Here is a 20,877-nt window from a genome sequence, read left to right as displayed (position 1 = left end):
GGGCGTTTTCGGGGTTGCAATACTAATGATTTCAATTCTCATAAGCAAAGCCTGCTGACAGGTGACGATTGCCGAAACAGACGGCCACCCATACAATGCGAACAATTCTTACTACCAGTTGCGCTGTCATGCGCCGGAGTATCACGGTGACCAGCGCGCTTACATCGACGGTCGAAGGCCTTTACCACGAACACCACAACTGGCTCACCGGCTGGTTGCGTCGCCGTCTGGGCTGCCCGCACAGCGCCGCCGATCTGGCCCAGGACACCTACATGCGCCTGCTCCAGGCGCGCGAGGGGCCCCAGTTGGTGGAGCCGCGTGCGTTTCTTGCCACCGTAGCCAAACGCGTATTGTGTAACCACTTCCGCCGCCAGGAACTGGAGCGTGCCTACCTGCAAGCGCTCGCACAGGTACCGGAAGAGGTCGCGCCGTGCGAGGAACAGAAGGCGATCATCTTCGAGACATTGCTAGCGCTCGACCACTTGCTGGACGGCCTTCCACCGTTGGTCAAACGCGCCTTCCTGCTGGCCCAGGTCGACGGCCTGGGCCAAGGCGAAATCGCCCGCGAACTGGGCATTTCGCTGGCCACGGTCAAGCGCTACCTGAACAAGGCAGCCATGCGCTGCTACTTCGCGCTGTGAACGCCTCGTTTTCCCCGCTGGTGGCGGAACAGGCCGTGCATTGGTTGATCGAGTCGCAAGGTGATGACTTCGGCCAGGCGCAACAGCTGGCGTTCGACCACTGGTTGCAGGCCGACCTGGAGCATCAGCGGGCCTGGGCGCATATCCAACAGGTCAACCAACGCTTGCGTGGGGTGTCCTCGCCGGTGGTGCACGCAACGCTGCAAGCCCCGCAATCTTCAGCCCGGCGTCGGGCGCTCAAGGCCTTGCTGCTGGTCGGTGTGGCCAGCGCCACGGGGCTTGGCCTGCAACAGCACAACCCCCTTCCCGGGATGATGGCCGACTACCGCAGCCCGGTCGGTCAGCGCCGACGCATGCAACTTGGCGACGGCAGCGTGCTGCAACTCAACACCCGCAGCGCCGCCGATGTGCGTTTCGACGGGCAGCAGCGGTGGGTGCAACTGTTCGAGGGCGAACTGGCACTGCAAGTGGCCAGCGAAGCACGGCCGCTGCAGCTACGTACTGGTGAGGGTGTGTTGTACCTGGACAGCGGGCGCTTCAACGTACGCCAGTTCGACGGGTATAGCCTGGTGTCGGTGTTCGAAGGCGGGGCCAGCGCACATGGGCAGCCGCTCATGGCCGGGCAACAGGCACGCTTCACCGGCGCCTGGCGCTCGGTGTCGGCACTCGACCGCAATGTCGGCGCCTGGGTCGACGGCATGCTGGTGGCCTCGCAGATGCGCCTGGCAGACTTCCTTGCCGAACTCGGGCGCTATCGCCATGGGCAGTTGGGGTGCAGCGAGCAGGTTGCCGACTTGCGCATTTCCGGGTCGTATCCGCTGGATGACAGTGAGCGCATCCTGCAAATGCTGGAAGTGGCGTTGCCGGTGCGTGTGAAGCAGTTCACCCGCTACTGGGTGACGGTCGAGCCCAAAATCAGTTAGCGCCAGCAAAGGCGAAATACTTTCACATCGAATGAGCCATTTTCCCGACCTCGCGTGACAGACATGGCAGAAGCCCTCTCTCAGGACACCACCCATGCCGTTGCGCCCCAGCCCGTTCGTTCACGCCCTGCTGCTCACCACCACCCTCGGCCTGGCCATGCCCGCCGCCCAGGCCGAAACCCGCAGCTACCACATCGCCGCCGGTTCTCTTGAAGACGCCCTCAACCAGTTCGGCCGTGAAAGCGGTGCACTGATCTCGTTCGGCTCGCAACTGACCCAGGGCATGAGCACTCAAGGCCTGGACGGCCAGTACGACACGCGCCAGGGGCTGGACGCCCTGCTGCGCGGCAGCGGCCTGCAAGCACGCCAGGAAACCGACAACGCGTTCAGCCTGCAACCCATCACAGCCCCAGCTGCCGGCGCAGCAGTCGAGCTAGGCGCCTCCACCGTGGTCGGCGACTGGCTGGCCGAGGCGCAGCAGGACAACGTATTCGAGCACCCCGGCGCCCGCGACGTAGTGCGCCGTGAGGAATTCGAACGCAACGGTGCTACCACCGCCCGCGAAGTGCTCAACCGCATCCCCGGGGTCAACGCCCCCGACAACAACGGTACCGGCAGCCATGACCTGGCGCTGAACTTCGGCATCCGCGGCCTCAACCCGCGCCTGGCATCGCGCTCGACCGTGCTGATGGATGGCATCCCGGTGCCCTTCGCGCCGTATGGCCAGCCGCAGCTGTCGCTGGCCCCGCTGAGCATGGGCAACATGGACGCCGTGGACGTAGTGCGCGGTGGCGGCGCGGTGCGCTACGGCCCGCAGAACGTCGGCGGCATCGTCAACTTCGTCACCCGGGCGATCCCTGAACAGGCCACGTTCAAGGCCGCCATGCAAAACCAGATCAGCCCGTCTTCGAGCCACGACGGTTTCAAGAACAGCGCCAACCTGCTGGTCGGTGGCACCAACGACAACGGCCTGGGCGGCGCCCTGTTGTACTCCGGCACCCGCGGGGGTGACTGGCGCGAACACAGCGACACGCAGATCGACGACCTGATCCTCAAGGGCAAGCTGCAATTGGACGAAGCCAACAGCCTGCACGCCATGGCCCAGTACTACGAGGGCGAGGCCGACATGCCCGGCGGCCTGAGCACCGCCGATTTCGATGCCGACCCGTACCAGTCCACGCGCCTGAAAGACAAGTTCTGGGGCCGCCGCACCCTGTTCAACTTCGGCTACGACTACAAGCAGGATGACCGCCAGTTCAGCGTCAACAGCTTCTTCACCAAGACCCTGCGCAGCGGCTACCTGGACCAAGGCAGCTTCGTCTCGCTGTCGCCACGCGAGTACTGGGTGCGCGGCATCGAAACCCGCTTCTCGCAGGGCGTGGCCCTGGGTGACAGCTGGCACGAGCTGGGCATCGGCTACCGCTACGTCAACGAAGCCGGCCACGAACTGCGCTTCCGCGAGCCGGTGAACGGCAGCCTGCCCACCACCGCCAGCCGCAACGACCGCGACACCCGTGGCAGCACCGAAGCCCATGCCATCTACCTGGATGACCGCATCGACATCGGCCGCTGGACCATCACCCCGGGCGTGCGCTACGAGATGATCGACTCCGAGCAGAGCAACAAGCTCAACGGCCAGCGCTACCAGGGCAGCTACAACACTGCACTGCCAGCCCTGAACGTGATGTACCACCTGACCGACAGCTGGAACCTGTACGCCAACACCGAAGGATCGTTCGGCAGCGTGCAGTACAGCCAGATGCCCAACCGGGTCAGCAGTGGCGAAGTGAAACCGGAAAAAGCGCGCACCTGGGAGGTGGGAACCCGTTACGACAACGGCGACTTGCAGGCCGAGATCGGCGCGTTCCTGATCAACTTCGACAACCAGTATGAAAGTAACCAGACCAACGACTCGGTGATCGCCCGTGGTGAAACCCGCCACCAGGGTATCGAGACCAGCGTCCGCTATGCGCTGGACGGCCTGAGCCCGGCCTTGGCCGGCTTCGACGTGCACGCCAGCTATGCGTTCGTCGACGCCACCATCCGTGAGGACGGGCCGAACAAAGGCAACCAGGTGCCGTTCTCGTCGCGCCACAAGGGCAACCTGGGCGTGGGCTACACCGAGGGCCCTTGGCAGCTGAACCTGGACGGCAGCTTCCAGAGCAGCCAGTACGCCGACAACGCCAACACCAGCACCGAAAGCGCCGATGGAAGCACCGGGCGCATTCCGGGCTACATGCTGGTCAGCACCCGTGCCGGGTACGACTTTGGCCCGCAGTTGTCGAACCTCAAGGTGGCAGTCGGGGTGAAGAACCTGTTCAACCGCGAGTACTACACGCGTTCTTACGATGACAACAACAAGGGCAAGTATGTGGGTGAACCACGTACCTTGTATGTGCAGACGTCGGTGGAATTCTGACCGGTAGCAAATGGGGGCCGCTTTGTAGCCCCCCTTTTGCAACAAGAAATTTATTTTCAAAAAGGGCTTGAATTCATTCCGCAGTTGCCTGACCTTAGAGTCAAGAGGCGCAGAAATTCCAAGGGTCTCAAGGGCCTAGGCGCGTCTCCATGCGAGCAAGCTGAATAAGGATTGAATCATGCAAATCCAGGTCAACAGCAGCAACGATTTCGACGGTAACGCCCGGCTCGACCAGTGGGTCCGCAGCACACTGCAGAACTCGCTGGAACGTTACGAAGAAGACCTCACCCGCATCGAGGTTCACCTGCGCGACGAGAACGGCGTCAAGCCCGGACCGCATGACAAACGCTGCCAGATGGAGGCTCGCCCGAAAGGCCACCAACCGATTTCCGTGACCCACACCGCCAGTTCGCTGGACCAGGCAGTCGACGGTGCCGCCACCAAGCTCAATCACGCGCTGGAGCACTTCTACGGCAAGCTGCGCAGCAAGCGCGGCGCCTTGGAACTGAGTGACCCGGACGCCTGATCGGCAATGCAAAACGCCCGGCCTTGAGCCGGGCGTTTTCGTTTGTGCCGATCAATGGCGCTGAACCAACGTGCGAACGTCCCGGTCAACCTCTGCATCACTCACCGCAGAAGCAAGACCATGAACAACCCATTCGAACGAATCAGTGCTGCATTCGCCCCCGAATACCGGGTGAACCTGAGCATTGCGAACCTCGACGGCAGCATCATGCTGACCCTGTCCGACGACGCCGGCGTGGTCGCCAAGCGCCTCATCACCCCGGCCCAACGCAACGACCCGGTGCGCCTGCAGCGGGTGATCGACAGCATCCGCTTGGGCTTGGCCATCGAATTGGGGCAGAACCCTTTGCAGGTGTTGGCAGCACTGACCCGCGAACCGAGCACAAACGCCCGACCGTTCGCGGCAGTAAGCATGACCAACTGACTCAGCCCAACCTCCCCAGCATCCGCCCGATTTCACGCTCCAGGTCGGGCAGGCGCAAACCAGCTACCCGATGCGCCGGGTCGAAGGTACTGGGTTTATCGAACAGGCCGAACAGGCCTTGGTCGTAGGTCGGTTCCTGATTCTGTTTCAACCAGTGCAGCGACTCTTCGAGCAGCGTGCGGCTACGTATCACGTCCAGTCCGATCATATCGGCAACTTCGGTGACATGCACAGCATCGGGGTCGAGCTTCAGCGCAGTCTTGAGATGGGCATGTACTTGTTCGGTGGTCACACTCATTGCTGTCTCCTTTGGCACCCAATGACCGCAACCCAATGTCGCGATTCTTTCCCGAGCGCCAGCCAGGATTCAACAACCTGCACCGCAGGCCTTGGCACTGGGTAAGTAGCCCCTTTACTTACCCTCCTCCACTGCCTTGCCGTTGGCGTCCAGCACCTTGGTCGAGGGGTAGCGGTACGAAGCGTAGCGCACCACCAGGATCGAGAACGCCAGCAGCAGGATGCCGCCGCACAGGTACAGCAGCCCTTCATCCGGTGCCTTGTGATGCGAAACATCGCCGATCAGCAGGCGAGTGAGCGCGGTGATTGCCACGTACAGCAGGAAGCGGATCGGCATGTGGTTGGTCTTGAAGTAGATCCCCACCATCGCCCCCAGCTCCAGGTAGATGAACAACAGCAGGATGTCATCGACACTGATCCCGCCCTTGCCCAGCATGTCCAGGAACGTCACTACTGCCGCGTAGGCGGTGATGGCGCCAATGCCGAACAGCGCCAGGTAATGGAACGCCTCGACACACAGGTTGCCCAGCGAGTCGGCCGAGCCGTGCAGGCCCTTGCGCAGTTTTTCTGCCCATTTGATGTTCACGATGTTCCATTCCCCGATACGTCTTTAAGGATGATGCGTCGCTGATGTGACGCTTGTGCCATGCAGTTAAAGGGCCAAGCCCCTGTCTTGGAAGGCGACCGATTGCCGCAAGGCACCTTGAGGCGTGGCGCATTGCAAAAAAGCACGCCGTGCTTGGGGAAGAATCAGATTTAACCCCTTCCTTGTAGGGCATTTCCCAAAGATACTCCCTGCCATTGTGGCGTTCGGGCATGCGCACTAGTCTGGGGTCGTCGCTGCCAATCAGCGACCGGCTTTGACAGGCCGCCCTGAACTAACCACATGGCTTTGCCTTTATGGCAGCTGTCATGGGGCACCTCGTGTGCGCCGGCTTTTGGTTCTGTTCACCGGTCTGTCAACCCATGTACAGCTGCCGCCTCATTGTTTGACAGCAGGAGGTGGTGGCCCCAACTTTGAACAGGCCTTCACCATGCTGAAAGTAGTTCCCGATCCACCCCATTACCCCCATTCCCTCGAAGACACCCTGATCCAGGCCACCGACTACGCGTTGTGCGCAGCCACCGTGGTGCATCAGGCGTTGCTGCTTCAGCCCAAATCACCGGTTTCGATCCTGATGATGACCTCGATGCATGAGCTGGAGGCGCTGCGGGCTCTGCTTGAGTCGGCACTGGTTCAGGTGCAGATGCCCGCTGAGCCCAGGACTTCGCACTAAGGCTGGTTAATGCGCCGGGAGGGCCGGCCTCTTCGCGGGCTCGCCCGCTCCCACAGGATCACCACAGTCTTCAAGACTTGCACTGTACCTGTGGGAGCGGGCATGCCCGCGAAAGGGTCGGCCAGGCACTCGAGAAACTTCAGGGAATTGAACAATGACAACAGAAGACACCCAATTCACCGTCGGCAAGACCACTTTCTATCAAGGCGAAAACAGCACCCATCCACTGTTCCGCATCGAGCCCGGCATCCCCTGCAGGGACGCCCGCGAGCAGTCGTCGGAATTGATGGGCTATGTGCGTGAATTGACCATTACTGGCCTGATGGAGGAGAAGCCCATGATGATATGGGCCGCCCATTATCTGAGAGCCATGGCCAAGGCGCTGATGGATGATGCCGAGCTGGGCATGAAGCAATGAGGATTTCGCTTCAGGTTGGATGAAGGCCTCTATGTGTTTGCCGCAGCAGTTTCAGCGCCTGTGAAATCGAGCCCCGCCCGCGCGGCGTACCATTGTAGGAGCGGGTTTACCCGCGAATAGGCCGGACCTGCTGGCCAATATCCCCCGGTCATACATTGTTCCTGGCAAAGGCACACCCGCAGCGCTCGGTCTGTACCACGCTACAATTTCTGCTTGCGAACCAACCAGCATTGCCATTACTGTATATAGATACAGTAAATCGCAAAGCAACCAGCAAAAAGGCATAGAGGTGATGAATGGCCGTCGAAGTGGTGTACCGCAGCAGCCGCGACCCGGAGCGCTTGTTCATGGATAAGGCCGAAGCAGACCGTCACGACAAAATGCTCGAACTGGCCGAGCGCCTGGCCGAAGTGCTGCACAAGGCGGTTCCGTCGCTGACCGAGCAGCAGGTCGAGGAAGCCGGTATCTACATGGCGAAGAACCGCGATGTGTTCGCCCGGGCGTTCAAAAGCCAGCCGGATGCGTTGGCTGAATTGCTTGAGGGTACTGCTGCCGAGTGATATCGCCGGAGGTGTGCGGGTTTACCCGCGAAGTGGCCCACCACGCCATCATCAACCTTCAGCCATACAACAACCGCTCCGCCAACATCTGCGCCACCCTTGCCGGCGAACGCTTCTCCGCCTGCGCATGGCCAAACACTTCGGTCAGCCGTGAAGGGATCCGCGCCAGGTGCGCAGTAATGGTGCGCTGGTCTTCGCCACGGTGGGTGAGTGCCACATAGATCAGCCCACCGGCATTGATCACGTAGTCAGGTGCATACAATATGCCGCGCGACTCCAGCTGGTCTGCCACCTGCAAGGTAGTCAGCTGGTTGTTGGCCGCCCCCGCCACTGCCGCACAACGCAGTTGCATCACGCTCTGCCCGTTCAGTACCGGGCCCACGCCGCAGGGTGCAAAGATATCGCAAGGGGTACTGATCAACGCATCGTTGGTCACCGGTTTGGCATCGAACTGCTCCATCGCCAGCCGCACCCGCCCCGGGTCCAGGTCGCTGACCAGCAGCTCCGCGCCCACCGCATGCAATTGCTCCGCAAGTGCATAACCGACATTGCCCAACCCCTGCACCGCTACCCGCAAGCCTCTCAGGTCATCGCTGCCCAGCCGGAACGAGGTTGTGGCACGTATGCCCGCGAACACCCCCATCGCCGCATGTGGCGATGGATCGCCCGACGCAGTGGTGCTGGTCACGTAGGGAGTGCTGTGGGCAATGCAGTCCATGTCCAAGGTCGAGGTGCCACTGTCCACGGCGATAATGAAGCGGCCATGGAAGGTATCGATGAAGCGGCCAAAGGCCTCGAACAGCGCGGCGCGGTTTTCCACATGCGGGTTGCGCATGATCACCGCCTTGCCGCCCCCCATCGGCAAGCCGGCCAGTGCTGCCTTGTAGCTCATGCCCTGGGCCAGGCGAATAGCGTCGGTCATGGCGCTTTCGTCATCGGCGTAAGGTAGATAGCGGCATCCCCCCATGGCCGGGCCCAAATGCTCACTGTGGATTGCCACAACGGCTTTCAGGCCCGTAGACGGGTCATTGAACAGGTGCAGTGACTGGGTACGGGTGCTTTGCATCAGCGCGAACATCGACCGGCTCCCCTAAGAGGTGCTCCTTCCAGTATAGGCACGGCATCAGCGTTGACGCCGCCGCCGGACCACTGGACGAAACCCCGCGCCACGGCTAATACTCAAACGTGTGTGGAGATGCCCCATGAAGCCACGTCAAGCCTGCCTGGCCTGCCTGGAACGCGAGCCTGTCGACCTGCTGGAAGCCGCATTGTGGATTGCCGCCGAGCACGACCCTGGTGTCGAGCCCGCGGCCAGCCTTGCTGCGCTGCACGACCTGCAGCGCGAGATAAGCGCCAACCTGCCGATGCTTCCCCTAAGCGAACTGGCCCAGCCACTGCTGCGCCAGCTGAATGCGCTGGGCTTTCAGCAGGATGAATATCACCCCTTGCGCCCCCATGCGGCGATGATGGACAAGGTACTGCAGCGCCGCCGCGGCCAACCACTGACCCTGGCCATCCTCGCTTTGGAACTGGCCAGACGCCTGTCCATACCGCTGGAGGGTGTGGGCTTCCCTGGCCATTTCCTGCTGCGCGTGCCGGGTGCCGACCACCTGCTCGATCCCTGTGGCGGCCGGCGCCTGTATCCCAGCGACTGCCGCGAATTGCTGGCGCGCCAGTTCGGCCCGCACCTGGCGCTGACAGCCGAGCACCTGCGCAGCGCCAGCCCGCTGCAGATACTGCAACGCCTGTCACGCAACCTGCGCCAACTGCACATCAGTAACGACAACCACCTGGCGGCGTTGATCGATGCAGAGCGGATCATGCAGTTGGGCCCGGTGCAGGTGAGCGACTACATGACTCGCGCCTCGCTCTACCATCATCTGGATTGCCCACAGGCCGAGCGCTTCGACCTGGAGCATGCATTGCTGCTGACGGAAGACCCGGTCCAGCGCCTGAAGCTGTCCGAGCGAATCGGCAAGCTTCCGGCGGCGAACCGTTCACTTCACTGAGCCGGGCTGTCCGGCTGCTGGGCGGGATGGGCCTTGGCGAACGCCGGGTGCGCGGCCGCCAGTGCGGCAACCCGCAGGATGCGCGGGAAGCTGTCGAGGTCGATGTTGAAGCGTTCGGCCGCGTACAACTGCGGGATCAGGTACACATCCGCCAGCCCAGGCGTGTCGCCAAAGCAGAAACCGTGATCGCCAATCAGTTGCTCCACTGCCGCGAGCCCTTGGCTGATCCAGTGGCCGATCCACTGGTTGACCTGCCCCTCATCCTGACCGGCCTGGCGCAGCCGGTTGAGCACACTGACGTTGTGCAGCGGATGAATGTCGCAACCAATGATGGCCGCCACCCCACGTACCTTGGCCCGTGCCTCGGCTGTGGCCGGCAGCAACGCAGGCTGTGGATAAACCTCTTCCAGGTACTCGATGATCGCCGGCGACTGCACCAGCACCTCACCACCGTCGGTGCGCAAGGCCGGTACGCGGCCCTGCGGGTTGACGGCTACATAGCCCTCGCCACGCTGCTCACCCTGCAGCAGGTTGACCGGCAGGGACTGGTAAGCCAGCCCCTTCAGTGCCAGGGCAATGCGCACCCGGTAGGACGAGGTGGAACGGTAATAGGTGTACAGCTCCATACCCCTGCCTCCTCAGTTGGCTGCGATGACCGTGCCGCGGCACTCACCGAAACCGATGCTGGCCACGCCGTCACGTGTGCAGCGGGCACGCAGGATGATTTCGTCGCCGTCTTCAAGGAATTTGCGCACCTCGCCGCTGGCCAGCTCGACCGGCAGTTTGCCGCCTTCGGTGATCTCCAGCAGGCTACCGAACGATCCCGGCGTGGCGCCCGACAGCGTGCCCGAACCGAACAGGTCACCCGGCTGCAGCTGGCAGCCGTTGACGCTGTGGTGCGCCACCAGCTGTGCCACGGTCCAGTACATGCTGCGGGTGTTGCTCAGAGTCAGGCGGTGCGGGGCAATGCCCTGCTCACGCATGCGCTCGGTCAGCAGCAGCACTTCGAGTTCGATATCAAATGCACCGCTGGCCTGGTCGCGCTTGTCCAGCAGGTACGACAGTGGCTGCGGGTCGCCCTCCGGGCGCTCCGGCTGGGCGCAGCGGAACGGTTCCAACGCTTCGGCGGTGACCACCCAGGGCGAAATGGTGGTGATGAAGCTCTTGGACAGGAACGGCCCCAGTGGCTGGTATTCCCAGGCCTGGATATCGCGCGCCGACCAATCGTTGAGCAGGCACAGGCCGGCTACGTGCTCGGCGGCATCGCCTACCGGAATTGCCTGGCCCATGTCATTGCCCTGGCCAATCCAGATACCCAGTTCCAGTTCGTAGTCCAGACGAGCGCAAGGGCCGAAGCTCGGCTCGGTGTGCCCGGCCGGCAGGGTCTGACCCTTGGGCCGACGCACGTCGGTGCCGGACGGGCGGATGGTGGAGGCGCGGCCGTGATAACCGATCGGCACGTACTTGTAGTTGGGCAGCAGTGGGTTGTCGGGGCGGAACAGTTTGCCCACGTTCTTCGCATGCTCGATACCAACGTAGAAATCGGTGTAGTCACCGATCTGCGCTGGCACGTGCAGCTGGCAGTCGCTGGCCGGGAGCAGCGCCGGCTTCAGGGCTGCCTGGTGTTCGCTGTGCTCGCCCAGCAGCACCTGCAAACGCTCGCGCAGGGCTACGCGGGCGTTGCGGCCCAAAGCGAAGAATGCGTTCAGAGCCCCGCCGCGGGTGGCTTCAACGGCGGCCTTGGCCGCCCCGTCGAACAGCCCGGCGGCCAGCACCGCCTCCAGGTCGAGGATCGCGTCGCCGATGGCCACGCCACAGCGCCTGGCTTCACCCGGCCGGCTGAAGATGCCCAATGGCAGGTTCTGCAGGGGGAAGTCGCTGTGCCCGTTGGCGTGCTCGACCCAGCTACGGGCATTGGCAGAGTGGTTCATGGGTTATCTCCGGTTCGGGTTGAAGGTGCTCGGCAAAGTCGCCCAGCAACTATCGTAGTCGGCCTGCAATTGCGGGCATTCAAGGGCTTGCAGGCTCGGGCGCAACACTTGGCTGGTCTCGAACATGAAGGCCATGGTGTTGTCGATCTTGTGTGGCGCCAGGTCAGCGGCAATGGCCTTTTCACAGGTTTCGGCGTCGGGGCCATGGGCACTCATCACCCCGTGCAACGAGGCACCACCCGGCAGGAAGCCCTCGGCCTTGGCGTCGTAGGCGCCATTGATCAGGCCCATGAACTCGTTCATCAGGTTGCGGTGGAACCATGGCGGACGGAAGGTGTTCTCGGCCACCATCCAGCGTGGCGGGAAAATCACGAAGTCCATGTTGGCCATGCCATGCACGCTGGTTGGCGAGGTGAGCACGGTGAAGATCGAGGGGTCCGGGTGGTCGAAGCTGACCGTGCCGATGGTGTTGAAGCGGCGCAGGTCATACTTGTACGGCACGTTGCTGCCATGCCAGGCCACAACGTCCAGTGGCGAGTGCTGCAGCTCGCAGGCCCAGTGTTCCCCCAGGAACTTCTGTACCAGTTGCACCGGGCCTTCGGCTTCTTCGTAGTGGGCCACGGGCGTGAGGAAGTCGCGGGGGTTGGCCAGGCCGTTGCTGCCGATCGGGCCCAGGTCCGGCAGACGCAGCGGCGCACCGTGGTTTTCCGCGATGTAGCCACGGGCCTGGCCGTCGAGCAGTTCGACGCGGAACTTCATGCCACGTGGGATCACCGCAATTTCCAGCGGTTCGACCTCCATCACGCCCAGTTCGGTGGCGATACGCAGGCGACCCTGTTCCGGCACCAGCAGTAGCTCACCGTCAGCGTTGAAGAACACCCGTTCCATGGACCGGTTGGCGCGATAGATGTAGATGCTCACGCCAGCCGGTTTTTCCGCTGCGGCGTTGGCAACCATGGGCAGCCAACCTTCGATGAAATCGGTCGGTTCAGCAGGAATCGGCTGCGGGCTCCAGCGCAGGCGGTTGGGGTTGATGCCACCCAGTGGCCCGCCGAGCGGCTGGCGCGCCAGGCGCTCGAAGCGTGGGTGCAAGGCAGAAGGGCGAATGCGGTACAGCCAGGTACGGCGCAGCTCGCTGCGGGTCATGGTGAACGCCGTGCCCGACAGCAGCTCGGCATACAGGCCATACGGGGCCTTCTGCGGGGAGTTCTGCCCGACAGGCAGCGCCCCGGGCAATGCTTCGCTGGCGAATTCGTTGCCGAAGCCGCTCAGGTAGTGAAGGTCGGGCGACGTGTCGCGGTTCATCGATGCCTCCGGGTTTTGTTTTTTTCGTAATCAGATTACGAATAACGTAATTTGCTCCGTTCAAGGCGTCAAGCTATAAAGGCGACACGATAAACCCGGAACCTCCCCTCCCATGGCCAAAGCCAACGCCTCCACCGACACCGGCAAGCAGAAGGTCCGCTCGGCGGAAGTCGGCACCGATATCCTCAAGGCCCTCGCTGAACTCTCACCCTCGACGTCACTATCACGCCTGGCCGAGCACGTGCAGATGCCTGCGAGCAAAGTGCATCGCTACCTGCAGGCGCTGATTGCCAGTGGTTTTGCCGAACAGGATACGGCCACCAACCATTACGGGCTGGGGCGCGAGGCATTGCGGGTGGGGCTGGCGGCGCTGGGCAGCATCGATGTGCTGAAGGTGGCGGCAATGCCGTTGTCGCAGTTGCGAGATGAGCTCAACGAAAGCTGCTTCATCGCCGTGTGGGGCAACCAGGGGGCCACGGTAGTAAGCATCGAACCTGCCGTGCGCGCGGTCACCGTGGTGACCCAGATCGGTTCGGTGCTGCCGTTGCTCAGTTCGTCCACTGGCCTGGTATTCGCCGCCTACCTGCCCGAGCGAGAAACCCAGGAACTGCGCGACAGGGAACTGGCTGCATTGCAACAAACCGCCAGTGACTACCACACACTGCTGGCCGGCATCCGCGAAAAGGGCCTGCACCATGTGCATGGCCTGCTGATGCCGGGGGTGGATGCGCTGTCGGCGCCGGTATTCAACGCCATGGGGCAGATCGCCGCGGTGATGACCGTGGTCGGGCCGACGTCGATCTTCCATGCCGATGAACATGGGCCGGCGGCGCAGCGCCTGCTCACGGCCGCACGAACCGTGAGCTGGCGCATGGGTTACGCGGGCAACCCACACTGCGCTTCGACGTCTAGCGTTTCCTCCTCGACGAGCCAGAGCAGTTCCTGAGAGAAGCCGTCATAAAGGGCGGGCGCCACCTCACTCACCAAATCGCCGTAGTCATCGCATAGCCGCCCGATCACACGCGAGAATGCCGTGGGCTGAGACACCTCTGCCCGGGAAAGCACGGTGATGTATTTCTGTGCGGCACCGAACAGCCGCACCAAGACCCCCGTGGAAGCCACCGTTCCTGCAACCCCCGCCGCGAACGACAGCAAGGCGGCGGAACGGTCGCCATCGCTCCACGCGATGGCCCCGGTGACAAAGGACCTGGCCGCACAGAACAGCCCGACGGCCATAGCCGCCGGCGGAAACGGCACGGTGAGGATGCCGGCCAGTACGATCCCCCACTCCACCACCACGGCCGAAATACGCTCGGCAGCGTCGGCGCTGTCTTCAGCGGCTTCGTTGATCATCCGCCTGATACGTTTCTCCAGGTCCTGGACAGGATCCCCGATACGCCCGGTCTCGCCTATCGGCGGCCGCACGCCCCTGCCTCGGGCAACGGCGTCCAGCACCACCTCAATGCCATCCCCGGCGCGCAGTTGCTCTTCGATCAATACGTTCAGGCGCGCCTGGTTCGATAACGGCACGCGGTCTTGGCAATAACCTGCCAAGTCGTGCTCACGCCAAGTCCTTGCCAGCTCGCTGAGGGTCCGCAGCGTGGGCCCCTGCTCGATTTCTGGCAGATAGACCAAGGCCTCAAGCTCGCGGTCCCAAGCATGTTTCAGCAGGTAGGCACCCTGGACGGGGCAATCGTCCATCCACAACGGATAAAGGTTGCACGCCGCGTCGATCGAGGTCCCCGAAAAGCTGTCGCTCACCGACTCCAGCCACTGCGCATGGCGGCGCGACAAACTGCCCAGAAGTTTCTCGCTGAGCACGGCACGCCTGATCTTCAAAGCGAAGAGCGTGCGATAACACTGCCTGAGCCTTTCATATTCCGGCCTGGAGCGGTCGAGTAACTGCGCTTTCACTTCTTCGATGTACTTGTTGCCCAGGTCGGCAGCACGGATGTAGCTCCCCAGCAGCGCCGGGCTCAGGTGCGAGATATCCTGGCCGGTAGCCGAGGTGATGCGGGCAAAGCCGGAAAAATTGTAATACGTGGGGTACCCTTTGATGACGGTCTGCGTCAGTGTGCGAAAAGCATCCTCTTCCAGCGCTATCAATACCTGATCCGGGTTGATTGGGCCGCCGCGATTGCCCGGGTATGAATTGATCTTTTCCGTCACCTGTCGATGGGCGAAGGTGCGAAAGCTCGGCATCTTCATCAGCGACTGATACCTGGCCTGCGCCAGCTTGAGCAGTTGGTCGATATCAACCAGTGCCTGCTGCTCGGTACGACTGGCCTTGATGAACCAGCTTGGCGTGGTGGCCTGTTGATCCTCGATCAGGGCAAGGATCTTGCGCTTGGCCAGAGCTTTGAGCACATCCGGCCACTGCTGCGACTTGATCGGCGCGAGCGTCACGCTGTGCATGGACCAGTCGGTGGGTAGCAGCTCGACCTTGCGCAAATGGCGCTTGAGCGAATCATGCTGGGCCCGCGAGCATTGCCCCAGCAGGTACTCACTGCCTACCGGCCACAAGGTCCAGCTACCGATTTCGAGCGCCATTTTTTCGAGTGAGTCGAAAAGATGAAAATCGCCTCCTGGTGCACCAGGGGCGTAGAGCAAGTACTGATCGCCCTGCACCAGGCACAGCAGGTCCTTCAAGGGCGTTTGCGCACCATCGAGGCAAACCAGACCGGCGCTGATGACATTGGCCTGCATTTTCCCCAGGCGTGCGTGGTGCAACAGATCGAACGCCGCCGGGTGAAAACCCTGATGACGAGCGGCCTGATTGGCCAGCGCCAGGCGTGCATCAAGCACCTCACACAGTGCGGCCATGGTCAGAGTGTCGTCATAGAGCGTACGGATCTGCTTGACGTAGTTCACGCGCAAATCCAGTTTTTCGATCATGCTCTGGATAGAGGTACTCCCCAACAATGAACGGTGCCGCTCACCCAGGACTTCGACCTTGAGCTGGCCCCCGCTGTAGCCACCACTCAGCGCCCAATCGAGCAGGGTGTGTTTCATCGCCTGCTCAGGGTCATCGACGTGACTGACACGCAGTCGTACCTGCTCGGGGTCGATATCCAGGCCAAGGGCTTGCTTGACCTGTTTCCTGGCGAAGCTGCGCAGGTCGCGCCATTGCGCCAGACGCTCGGTGCAACGCTGCTCCTTCACCTGCAGGTCATCTTCCAGTTGTCGATAGGCTTGCAGTTCCTCGCCCTGCATGAACCGCCGCCATTCGGGCAGCAGGCTGGTGCGGTACGCTCGCACATGCCGCGTCGCACGTTTCTGCAGCGCAGCCACCAGAGGCTCAAGCCGAGCCGCACTGTCGAGCTGGGCCAGACGCCGGGCGTCATCGACCTTGATCCTCAGGCTGCGCTGGGTGGCCTTAAGCTGGATAGCCTGCAGATCACGGATGAAATACCTGTGAAGTGGCACCTGCAGCGGCACGAAATCGAGTGTCAAACCCTCTGTAGACAACGCCGCCCGCTCTTGCGAAGACAACAGCCAACGCAACGGGCTGCCTTCAGCAAAGGCAGGGGCGATTGCGCTGGCTGCGCGCGCGCGTTCAGTGTCGAACCAGCAACCGCTGGCCAGGCTGTAAATCAGAAAATCCGCAGGGGCGTACGGGTTCTGTTCGAGGTCATGACTGCTGGCAACGACACCCGGCAAGCGAAAGCGCAAATCTCCGGCAACCAGGTACACCTCATGCTTGTTTGCGTCCCCGTCCTGTTCGAGGGCCTCGATACCGGCTTCCCAGGCCTTGAACGTAAGGGCCTTGAGGCGCGTTTCGGCAAACATCAGCTGGATCAAACGGGACGCCAGGGTAAGTGGTTTCAAACTTAATCTGGACTGTTGCTCCCACCACTGGTCAAGCACCGCCTGCCTTTGCGGCACAAGCGACTCGACAACCGCCAACGGTAAACGCTTCTGCTCGGTGAACTGTTGTCGATGAGCCTCCGGGATCAGGCTGGCCAGTTGCGCAACCGTAGCCATCAGTTGTTGCAGCTCCTGGGCGTGAGCCATCATGGCCTTCACCTGTTCTTTCACAGAGCCTGCATCTGGGCACCCCTCACCGAGATCGTGGGTGCCAAAATTAAAATCGAAAGACATGAACTGTGCTCCAAAATTACCGAAGCAGCAGAGTGAACGGATGATAAAGGCAATAGCGCAGGGAAGCTTACCCAGCACTTGGCACTGTTGCCTGATACGTAACGGTGAATGTCGACAGAAGCTATTTTTCCTGACGGATCAAGCGCTTATTCTTGACTCACTGGCCGGCTTGAAGGGCTCTCCCCCCGCCTTTCAAGCCTGCCAGGTTCACCGACGTAGATTTTGAAGCTCCTTGATCTGACGTCTCGATTGGCCGCTGCGGCTTGCAGCGGCCTTTTTTTTGGCGTCTGAACATGCACCCTGGCTGTCAGGTGGCCGACGCCGAAGCCTCGTCATGACCACGCCACTTTCGGCGGGTAGAAGCTCAGCGGCTGCTCACGAAAGGCCAGGTAGTGGCGCAGCACCTGCACCGGCGCTTCAGTATGCGGGTAATGGCCAATGCCCAGTAACTGCACGGTGTCCGGCTCCGGCACCAGTTGCCGGTAGCGCTCAAGCATGTGCGCGCCGGAAAGCGGGTCGACCACGCCATTGATCAAGCGCAGCGGCACGCCTTTACGTTGCATCGCCCCGACCCAGCGTTCGCGGTGTAACCTGCGCTCCGGCATGTAGCCCACCAGCTTGTGCAGGATGCGCGTGCCCCGGTTGGCAGCGATCAGGCTCCAGAAATCATCCAGCGCGCTTTCACTGGGATGGGTGCAAGGGCCATACACCTGCATCACATTACGCACCAGGTCGTCACGCCCGAACGAGCGCCCGACCAGCCAGCCAAACCGGCTGAGCAGCAGCTTCTGGATCAGTAGCATGCGGCAGCTTTCGGGGAACAGCCCGCTGTTGAGAAACACGCAACTGGCGATGTCGGCACGCTGCTCATGGTGTCGCGCCAGCAGTTCCTGAGCCACGCTGCCGCCGTAGTCGTGGGCCAGCAGGTGCACGGGCTGCGCGACCTGCAGATGGGCAAGCAATGCCTGCTGCAAGTCTGCCTGCTCCATCAGGCTGTAAGTGTGATCGACAGGCTTGTCCGAATCACCAAAGCCGAGCATGTCGCAAGCGATCACCCGGAAACGTTGGCTCAGAGGGCCCCACAGGTAGTGCCAGTCCCAACTGGCGGTGGGGAAACCGTGTAACAGAAGCAGAGGCTCTCCTTGCCCTGCGGTCCAGTAGCGGATGCTCTGGCCCCGGAACATGAAACTCTGTGCCCGGGTACGCCAGACGCACAATGGAATCTCGGCCATAGGCATCAGTTGGGTCCCGGTGTAGTGGTATTGGCGGAATAGGGCAAGGCTGCGGTCATTGCATGTCACCTCGGCACTTACATGTGCTCTCTATGTCGAGGCAAAGTCTAGCCAGCAGCCCATTGGCTGGAACTTGCGTTGCCAGCCAGCTTGATGACTGAGCGAGTCAGTGGCACGAACGGTCAGAGCAGCAAGGCCAACAACGGCGCCGCGAACAGGTTGAGCAGCCCGGTCAGGACCATCACCAGGCCGGCCACCGAGCCTTCCTCACGGCCCACTTCCTGCGCCCGGCTGACCCCGGCACCATGCGCGCCAACACCGAACAGCGCCCCCCGTGCCAACGGCGTACGCAGCGGCAGCCAACGCAACAGCACACCGCCGAACATGGCACCGAGCACGCCGGTGAACATCACGAACACCGCGGTCAGTTCTGGCACCCCACCCAGGTCATGGGCCAGGGGCATGGCAAATGGCGTGGTGATCGAGCGCGGCACCAGCGACAGGCTGGTTGCGCTGTCCAGCGCCAACAGGTGCGCCAGCCCCCAGGAGCTGGCGATCGAGGCACTGCTGCCGGCTACCATGCCCACCATCAGGGCCGGCCAATGGCGCGCCAGCATGGCCCGCTGCTGCCAGATCGGCACCGCGAAGGCGACAGTCACCGGGCCGAGCACGCCCATCAACCAGTGGGTGTTGCGCGCATACTCGGCATAGGCCGTATGCAGCGGCACGGCCACAGCCAGCAGCAACACCGGCACCAGGATCAACGGCGACAGCAGGTAGCGCTGGCTACGCCGATACAACCAACGGCTGCCCAGGTAAGCCAGCAAGGTCAAGGCCAACCAGAACAGCGGCATGGGTTCAAGGCTCACGGCGCAGCCTCCAGCGGCACACCATCTCAACAGTCATGGCGGTCACTATCATCACCATCAGCGTGCTCACGGCGATCACCAGCAAGATGCGCCAGCCCTCTTCACGGATCAATGCGCCATAGTCGAGCAGGCTCATCAGCGCCGGGATGAAGAACAGCAGCATCTCAGCCATCAGCCAGCCGGCCCCCAATTGCAGCATGGCCGGTTTGAGCACACCCGAAGCGAACAGTATCAACAGCAGTGCCAGGCCCATCACACCACCGGGGATCGGCCAGCCCAGCCAACTGGCAATCTGACCACCAAGCAGGAACAGCGCACAGAGAACCGCCAGCTCGACAAGCAGGCGCAGGGCTTTTTTCAATAATGCAGGTTTCATGGGGGGGTTCCTCGACAGGCCCTCATTTTAGGATTTGGCTGCCTAGGCCAGAAGCGAATTGTTAGACTGCTCGCCATTCCAAAATGGAATTCGAAGCATGGAATTCAAACAACTGCGCAGCTTCATCGAAGTGGTGCACCGTGGCGGTTTTACCCAGGCGGCACAGACCCTGCACATCAGCCAGTCGGCCGTGAGCAAGCAGGTGGCCCAGCTTGAGCAAGATGTGGGCCAGCCGCTGCTGGAGCGCCAGGCGTCGCACCTGCACCTGACCGCTGCCGGGCGCATCGTGCTGGAGCGTGGCGAAGCCCTGCTGCGCCAGCGCCAGGCGCTGCTCAACGAGCTGGACGATCTCAGCCAGATGGAGCGTGGCGAACTACGCCTGGGCTTGCCGATGCTTGGCAGCGACACGTTGTTCGCCGGCTTGTTCGCCGAGTACCGGCGACGCCATCCGAACATCGCCATCCAGCTGCTCGAAGGCGGCAGCCGCAGCGTCGAACAGGCCGTCAGAAGTGGCGAACTGGAACTGGGCGGCTGTTTGACGCCCACCGACGAGGCATTCGACTACCAGCCCTTCTGCAACGAACCGCTGGATGCCTTGCTGCCGGCTGGCCATGCCCTGGCGGGCCTGGACGCCGTGGGCCTGGGGCAACTGGCCGATACACCGTTCCTGCTGTACCAGCGCAGTTTCGTGCTCAACGACCGGCTGCTGAAGGCGTGCCAGCAGCAGGGCTTCACCCCCAAGGAAGGCGGGCGCAGCGGCCAGGCGGATTTTTTGGCGGCGCTGGTGGCGGCGGGCCAGGGCGTGGTGATGCTGCCCCGGGTGGTGGCAAAAGCGCTGGAGCGCCCCGGGGTGGTGCGTGTGCCGTTGCATGCGCAGGAGGATTTGCGTTGGGATATCGCGTTTATCTGGCGGCGCGGCGCCTACCTGTCACGGGCGGCGCAGGCGTGGTTGGCCTTGTTGCGCGAGCCCCACGGCTAACGCGCCTGCACAGGTGCCGGGTCAGGCGTTCAGTGCGCTCGCCAACTCAGCCAGCCAAGGCTCGGCATCCGCTTCCGGGGTCACCGTCTCGCTCGCATCCAGGCGCAGCATTGGCTGCACTTCGCGCACGCCCAGTTCGGCGAACAGCTCACGCATCTGCTCGCCTCCCCCGCAATAGGTATCGCCGTAACTGGAGTCGCCCAGCGCGATCACCGCGCCAGGCAGGCCGCGCCAGGCCGCAGGCAGTGTGTCACGAAGGGTGCTGTACAGCGGCATGAGGTTGTCCGGCAGCTCACCCATGCCGGTGGTAGAGGTCACGGCCAGCAAGGCGTCGGGGGCAAAGCCCTGAAGATCCTGAAGGGTGGCACGCGCAGCATGCCAGGCCTCGAACCCCGCCGCCTTGAGCAGCGATTCAGCATGACGGGCGACTTCTTCGGCGGTGCCATAGACCGAGCCGGAAATAATGGCGACTTTCATCGGGTAGAGGATTCCGAAACTGAGTGAAAACGTAGGATACTAGCATTCAACGCTGGCAAAAGGCCGCCGTTACCCACGGCGCCATCTTCCGTTTTTCTTTACCAATGGCCCGGA

Annotated in this window: 22 protein-coding genes; 11 read left to right on the top strand and 11 right to left on the bottom strand. The window is 62.4% G+C overall.

Annotated elements, in window-relative coordinates; translation table 11 throughout:
• Nucleotides 1–128 precede the first annotated feature (128 nt).
• The 5 genes from C4Q27_RS16270 to C4Q27_RS16250 all read left to right on the top strand — a co-directional run bounded on the left by C4Q27_RS16270 (nt 129) and on the right by C4Q27_RS16250 (nt 4,932).
• Nucleotides 129–641, top strand: a complete 513-nt coding sequence (locus C4Q27_RS16270; protein ID WP_064491619.1) for a sigma-70 family RNA polymerase sigma factor — start codon at nt 129–131, stop codon at nt 639–641.
• Nucleotides 638–1,564 carry a FecR domain-containing protein gene (locus C4Q27_RS16265; RefSeq protein WP_064491620.1) on the top strand — a complete coding sequence of 309 codons (927 nt, stop codon included), beginning with the start codon at nt 638–640 and terminating at the stop codon, nt 1,562–1,564. Before C4Q27_RS16270 ends, C4Q27_RS16265 begins: the two co-directional genes overlap by 4 nt.
• A 94-nt stretch (nt 1,565–1,658) precedes the next feature.
• Entirely contained in the window at nt 1,659–3,983 is a 2,325-nt protein-coding gene (gene fecA, locus C4Q27_RS16260) for a TonB-dependent Fe(3+) dicitrate receptor FecA (RefSeq protein WP_064491621.1), read from the top strand.
• Between the two features lie 178 nt (nt 3,984–4,161).
• Nucleotides 4,162–4,509, top strand: coding sequence for an HPF/RaiA family ribosome-associated protein (locus C4Q27_RS16255; protein WP_014592331.1), 348 nt, complete (start codon nt 4,162–4,164; stop codon nt 4,507–4,509).
• A gap of 120 nt (nt 4,510–4,629) precedes the next feature.
• A complete protein-coding gene (locus tag C4Q27_RS16250) occupies nt 4,630–4,932 on the top strand; it encodes a DUF3509 domain-containing protein (protein ID WP_064491640.1) in 303 nt (100 codons plus the stop codon).
• Between the two features lies 1 nt (nt 4,933).
• Here the strand turns inward: C4Q27_RS16250 and C4Q27_RS16245 are convergent, their stop codons facing one another.
• Both C4Q27_RS16245 and C4Q27_RS16240 read right to left on the bottom strand, forming a co-directional pair.
• On the bottom strand, nt 4,934–5,230 hold the full coding sequence (locus C4Q27_RS16245; RefSeq protein WP_064491622.1) for a hypothetical protein: 297 nt from the start codon (nt 5,228–5,230) through the stop codon (nt 4,934–4,936).
• A 114-nt stretch (nt 5,231–5,344) separates the two neighbouring features.
• Nucleotides 5,345–5,815, bottom strand: a complete 471-nt coding sequence (locus C4Q27_RS16240; protein ID WP_003251685.1) for a phosphate-starvation-inducible protein PsiE — start codon at nt 5,813–5,815, stop codon at nt 5,345–5,347.
• Between the two features lie 448 nt (nt 5,816–6,263).
• Between C4Q27_RS16240 and C4Q27_RS16235 the strand changes: the two genes are divergently transcribed.
• The 3 genes from C4Q27_RS16235 (at nt 6,264) to C4Q27_RS16225 (ending at nt 7,484) form a co-directional block, all read left to right on the top strand.
• Nucleotides 6,264–6,506, top strand: a complete 243-nt coding sequence (locus C4Q27_RS16235) for a hypothetical protein (protein WP_064491623.1) — start codon at nt 6,264–6,266, stop codon at nt 6,504–6,506.
• A gap of 154 nt (nt 6,507–6,660) precedes the next feature.
• Nucleotides 6,661–6,924, top strand: a complete 264-nt coding sequence (locus C4Q27_RS16230) for a DUF3077 domain-containing protein (protein WP_104887063.1) — start codon at nt 6,661–6,663, stop codon at nt 6,922–6,924.
• Nucleotides 6,925–7,220: 296 nt separating this feature from the next.
• A complete protein-coding gene (locus C4Q27_RS16225; RefSeq protein ID WP_003251679.1) occupies nt 7,221–7,484 on the top strand; it encodes a YebG family protein in 264 nt (87 codons plus the stop codon).
• A gap of 58 nt (nt 7,485–7,542) precedes the next feature.
• On the opposite strand, the gene C4Q27_RS16220 is transcribed toward C4Q27_RS16225, so the two are convergent.
• Nucleotides 7,543–8,562: a Glu/Leu/Phe/Val dehydrogenase dimerization domain-containing protein gene (locus tag C4Q27_RS16220; RefSeq protein WP_020191462.1), complete on the bottom strand. Its 1,020-nt coding sequence runs from the start codon at nt 8,560–8,562 to the stop codon at nt 7,543–7,545.
• Nucleotides 8,563–8,686: 124 nt separating this feature from the next.
• Here C4Q27_RS16220 and C4Q27_RS16215 point away from each other — a divergent pair, with 124 nt between their 5' ends.
• On the top strand, nt 8,687–9,493 hold the full coding sequence (locus C4Q27_RS16215; RefSeq protein ID WP_064491624.1) for a SirB1 family protein: 807 nt from the start codon (nt 8,687–8,689) through the stop codon (nt 9,491–9,493).
• On the opposite strand, the gene maiA is transcribed toward C4Q27_RS16215, so the two are convergent.
• The 3 genes from maiA to hmgA are packed head-to-tail and all read right to left on the bottom strand — an operon-like array spanning nt 9,487 to nt 12,729.
• Nucleotides 9,487–10,119 (bottom strand): maleylacetoacetate isomerase, encoded by a 633-nt coding sequence (gene maiA, locus C4Q27_RS16210; protein ID WP_003251674.1) that lies wholly within the window; start codon nt 10,117–10,119, stop codon nt 9,487–9,489. The genes C4Q27_RS16215 and maiA overlap by 7 nt on opposite strands.
• A gap of 12 nt (nt 10,120–10,131) precedes the next feature.
• Nucleotides 10,132–11,424: a fumarylacetoacetase gene (gene fahA, locus C4Q27_RS16205; protein ID WP_064491625.1), complete on the bottom strand. Its 1,293-nt coding sequence runs from the start codon at nt 11,422–11,424 to the stop codon at nt 10,132–10,134.
• Between the two features lie 3 nt (nt 11,425–11,427).
• Nucleotides 11,428–12,729: a homogentisate 1,2-dioxygenase gene (gene hmgA, locus C4Q27_RS16200; RefSeq protein WP_019436969.1), complete on the bottom strand. Its 1,302-nt coding sequence runs from the start codon at nt 12,727–12,729 to the stop codon at nt 11,428–11,430.
• A gap of 112 nt (nt 12,730–12,841) precedes the next feature.
• Here hmgA and C4Q27_RS16195 point away from each other — a divergent pair, with 112 nt between their 5' ends.
• Complete coding sequence (locus C4Q27_RS16195) at nt 12,842–13,675, top strand: IclR family transcriptional regulator (RefSeq protein ID WP_064491627.1); 834 nt, start codon at nt 12,842–12,844, stop codon at nt 13,673–13,675.
• Here the strand turns inward: C4Q27_RS16195 and C4Q27_RS16190 are convergent.
• From C4Q27_RS16190 to C4Q27_RS16175, 4 genes are all read right to left on the bottom strand, one after another.
• Nucleotides 13,606–16,830 (bottom strand): hypothetical protein, encoded by a 3,225-nt coding sequence (locus C4Q27_RS16190; RefSeq protein WP_104887062.1) that lies wholly within the window; start codon nt 16,828–16,830, stop codon nt 13,606–13,608. The genes C4Q27_RS16195 and C4Q27_RS16190 overlap by 70 nt on opposite strands.
• A 332-nt stretch (nt 16,831–17,162) precedes the next feature.
• Complete coding sequence (locus C4Q27_RS16185; protein WP_020192813.1) at nt 17,163–18,068, bottom strand: alpha/beta fold hydrolase; 906 nt, start codon at nt 18,066–18,068, stop codon at nt 17,163–17,165.
• Between the two features lie 176 nt (nt 18,069–18,244).
• Complete coding sequence (locus tag C4Q27_RS16180) at nt 18,245–18,931, bottom strand: LrgB family protein (RefSeq protein ID WP_010955287.1); 687 nt, start codon at nt 18,929–18,931, stop codon at nt 18,245–18,247.
• Complete coding sequence (locus tag C4Q27_RS16175; RefSeq protein ID WP_020192814.1) at nt 18,921–19,307, bottom strand: CidA/LrgA family protein; 387 nt, start codon at nt 19,305–19,307, stop codon at nt 18,921–18,923. Before C4Q27_RS16175 ends, C4Q27_RS16180 begins: the two co-directional genes overlap by 11 nt.
• Nucleotides 19,308–19,404: 97 nt before the next feature.
• On the opposite strand from C4Q27_RS16175, the gene C4Q27_RS16170 reads away from it, so the two are divergent.
• Nucleotides 19,405–20,286 carry a LysR family transcriptional regulator gene (locus tag C4Q27_RS16170; protein ID WP_064491629.1) on the top strand — a complete coding sequence of 294 codons (882 nt, stop codon included), beginning with the start codon at nt 19,405–19,407 and terminating at the stop codon, nt 20,284–20,286.
• A 21-nt stretch (nt 20,287–20,307) separates the two neighbouring features.
• Here the strand turns inward: C4Q27_RS16170 and C4Q27_RS16165 are convergent, their stop codons facing one another.
• On the bottom strand, nt 20,308–20,763 hold the full coding sequence (locus C4Q27_RS16165; RefSeq protein WP_003251656.1) for a flavodoxin: 456 nt from the start codon (nt 20,761–20,763) through the stop codon (nt 20,308–20,310).
• Between the last annotated feature and the right edge of the window lie 114 nt (nt 20,764–20,877).

The sequence above is a fragment of the Pseudomonas sp. SWI36 genome (genome assembly GCF_002948105.1).
GTDB lineage: Bacteria > Pseudomonadota > Gammaproteobacteria > Pseudomonadales > Pseudomonadaceae > Aquipseudomonas > Aquipseudomonas alloputida.
The sequence above is the reverse complement of the archived record's forward strand: the minus strand, read 5'-3'. Positions and strand labels throughout refer to the sequence as shown.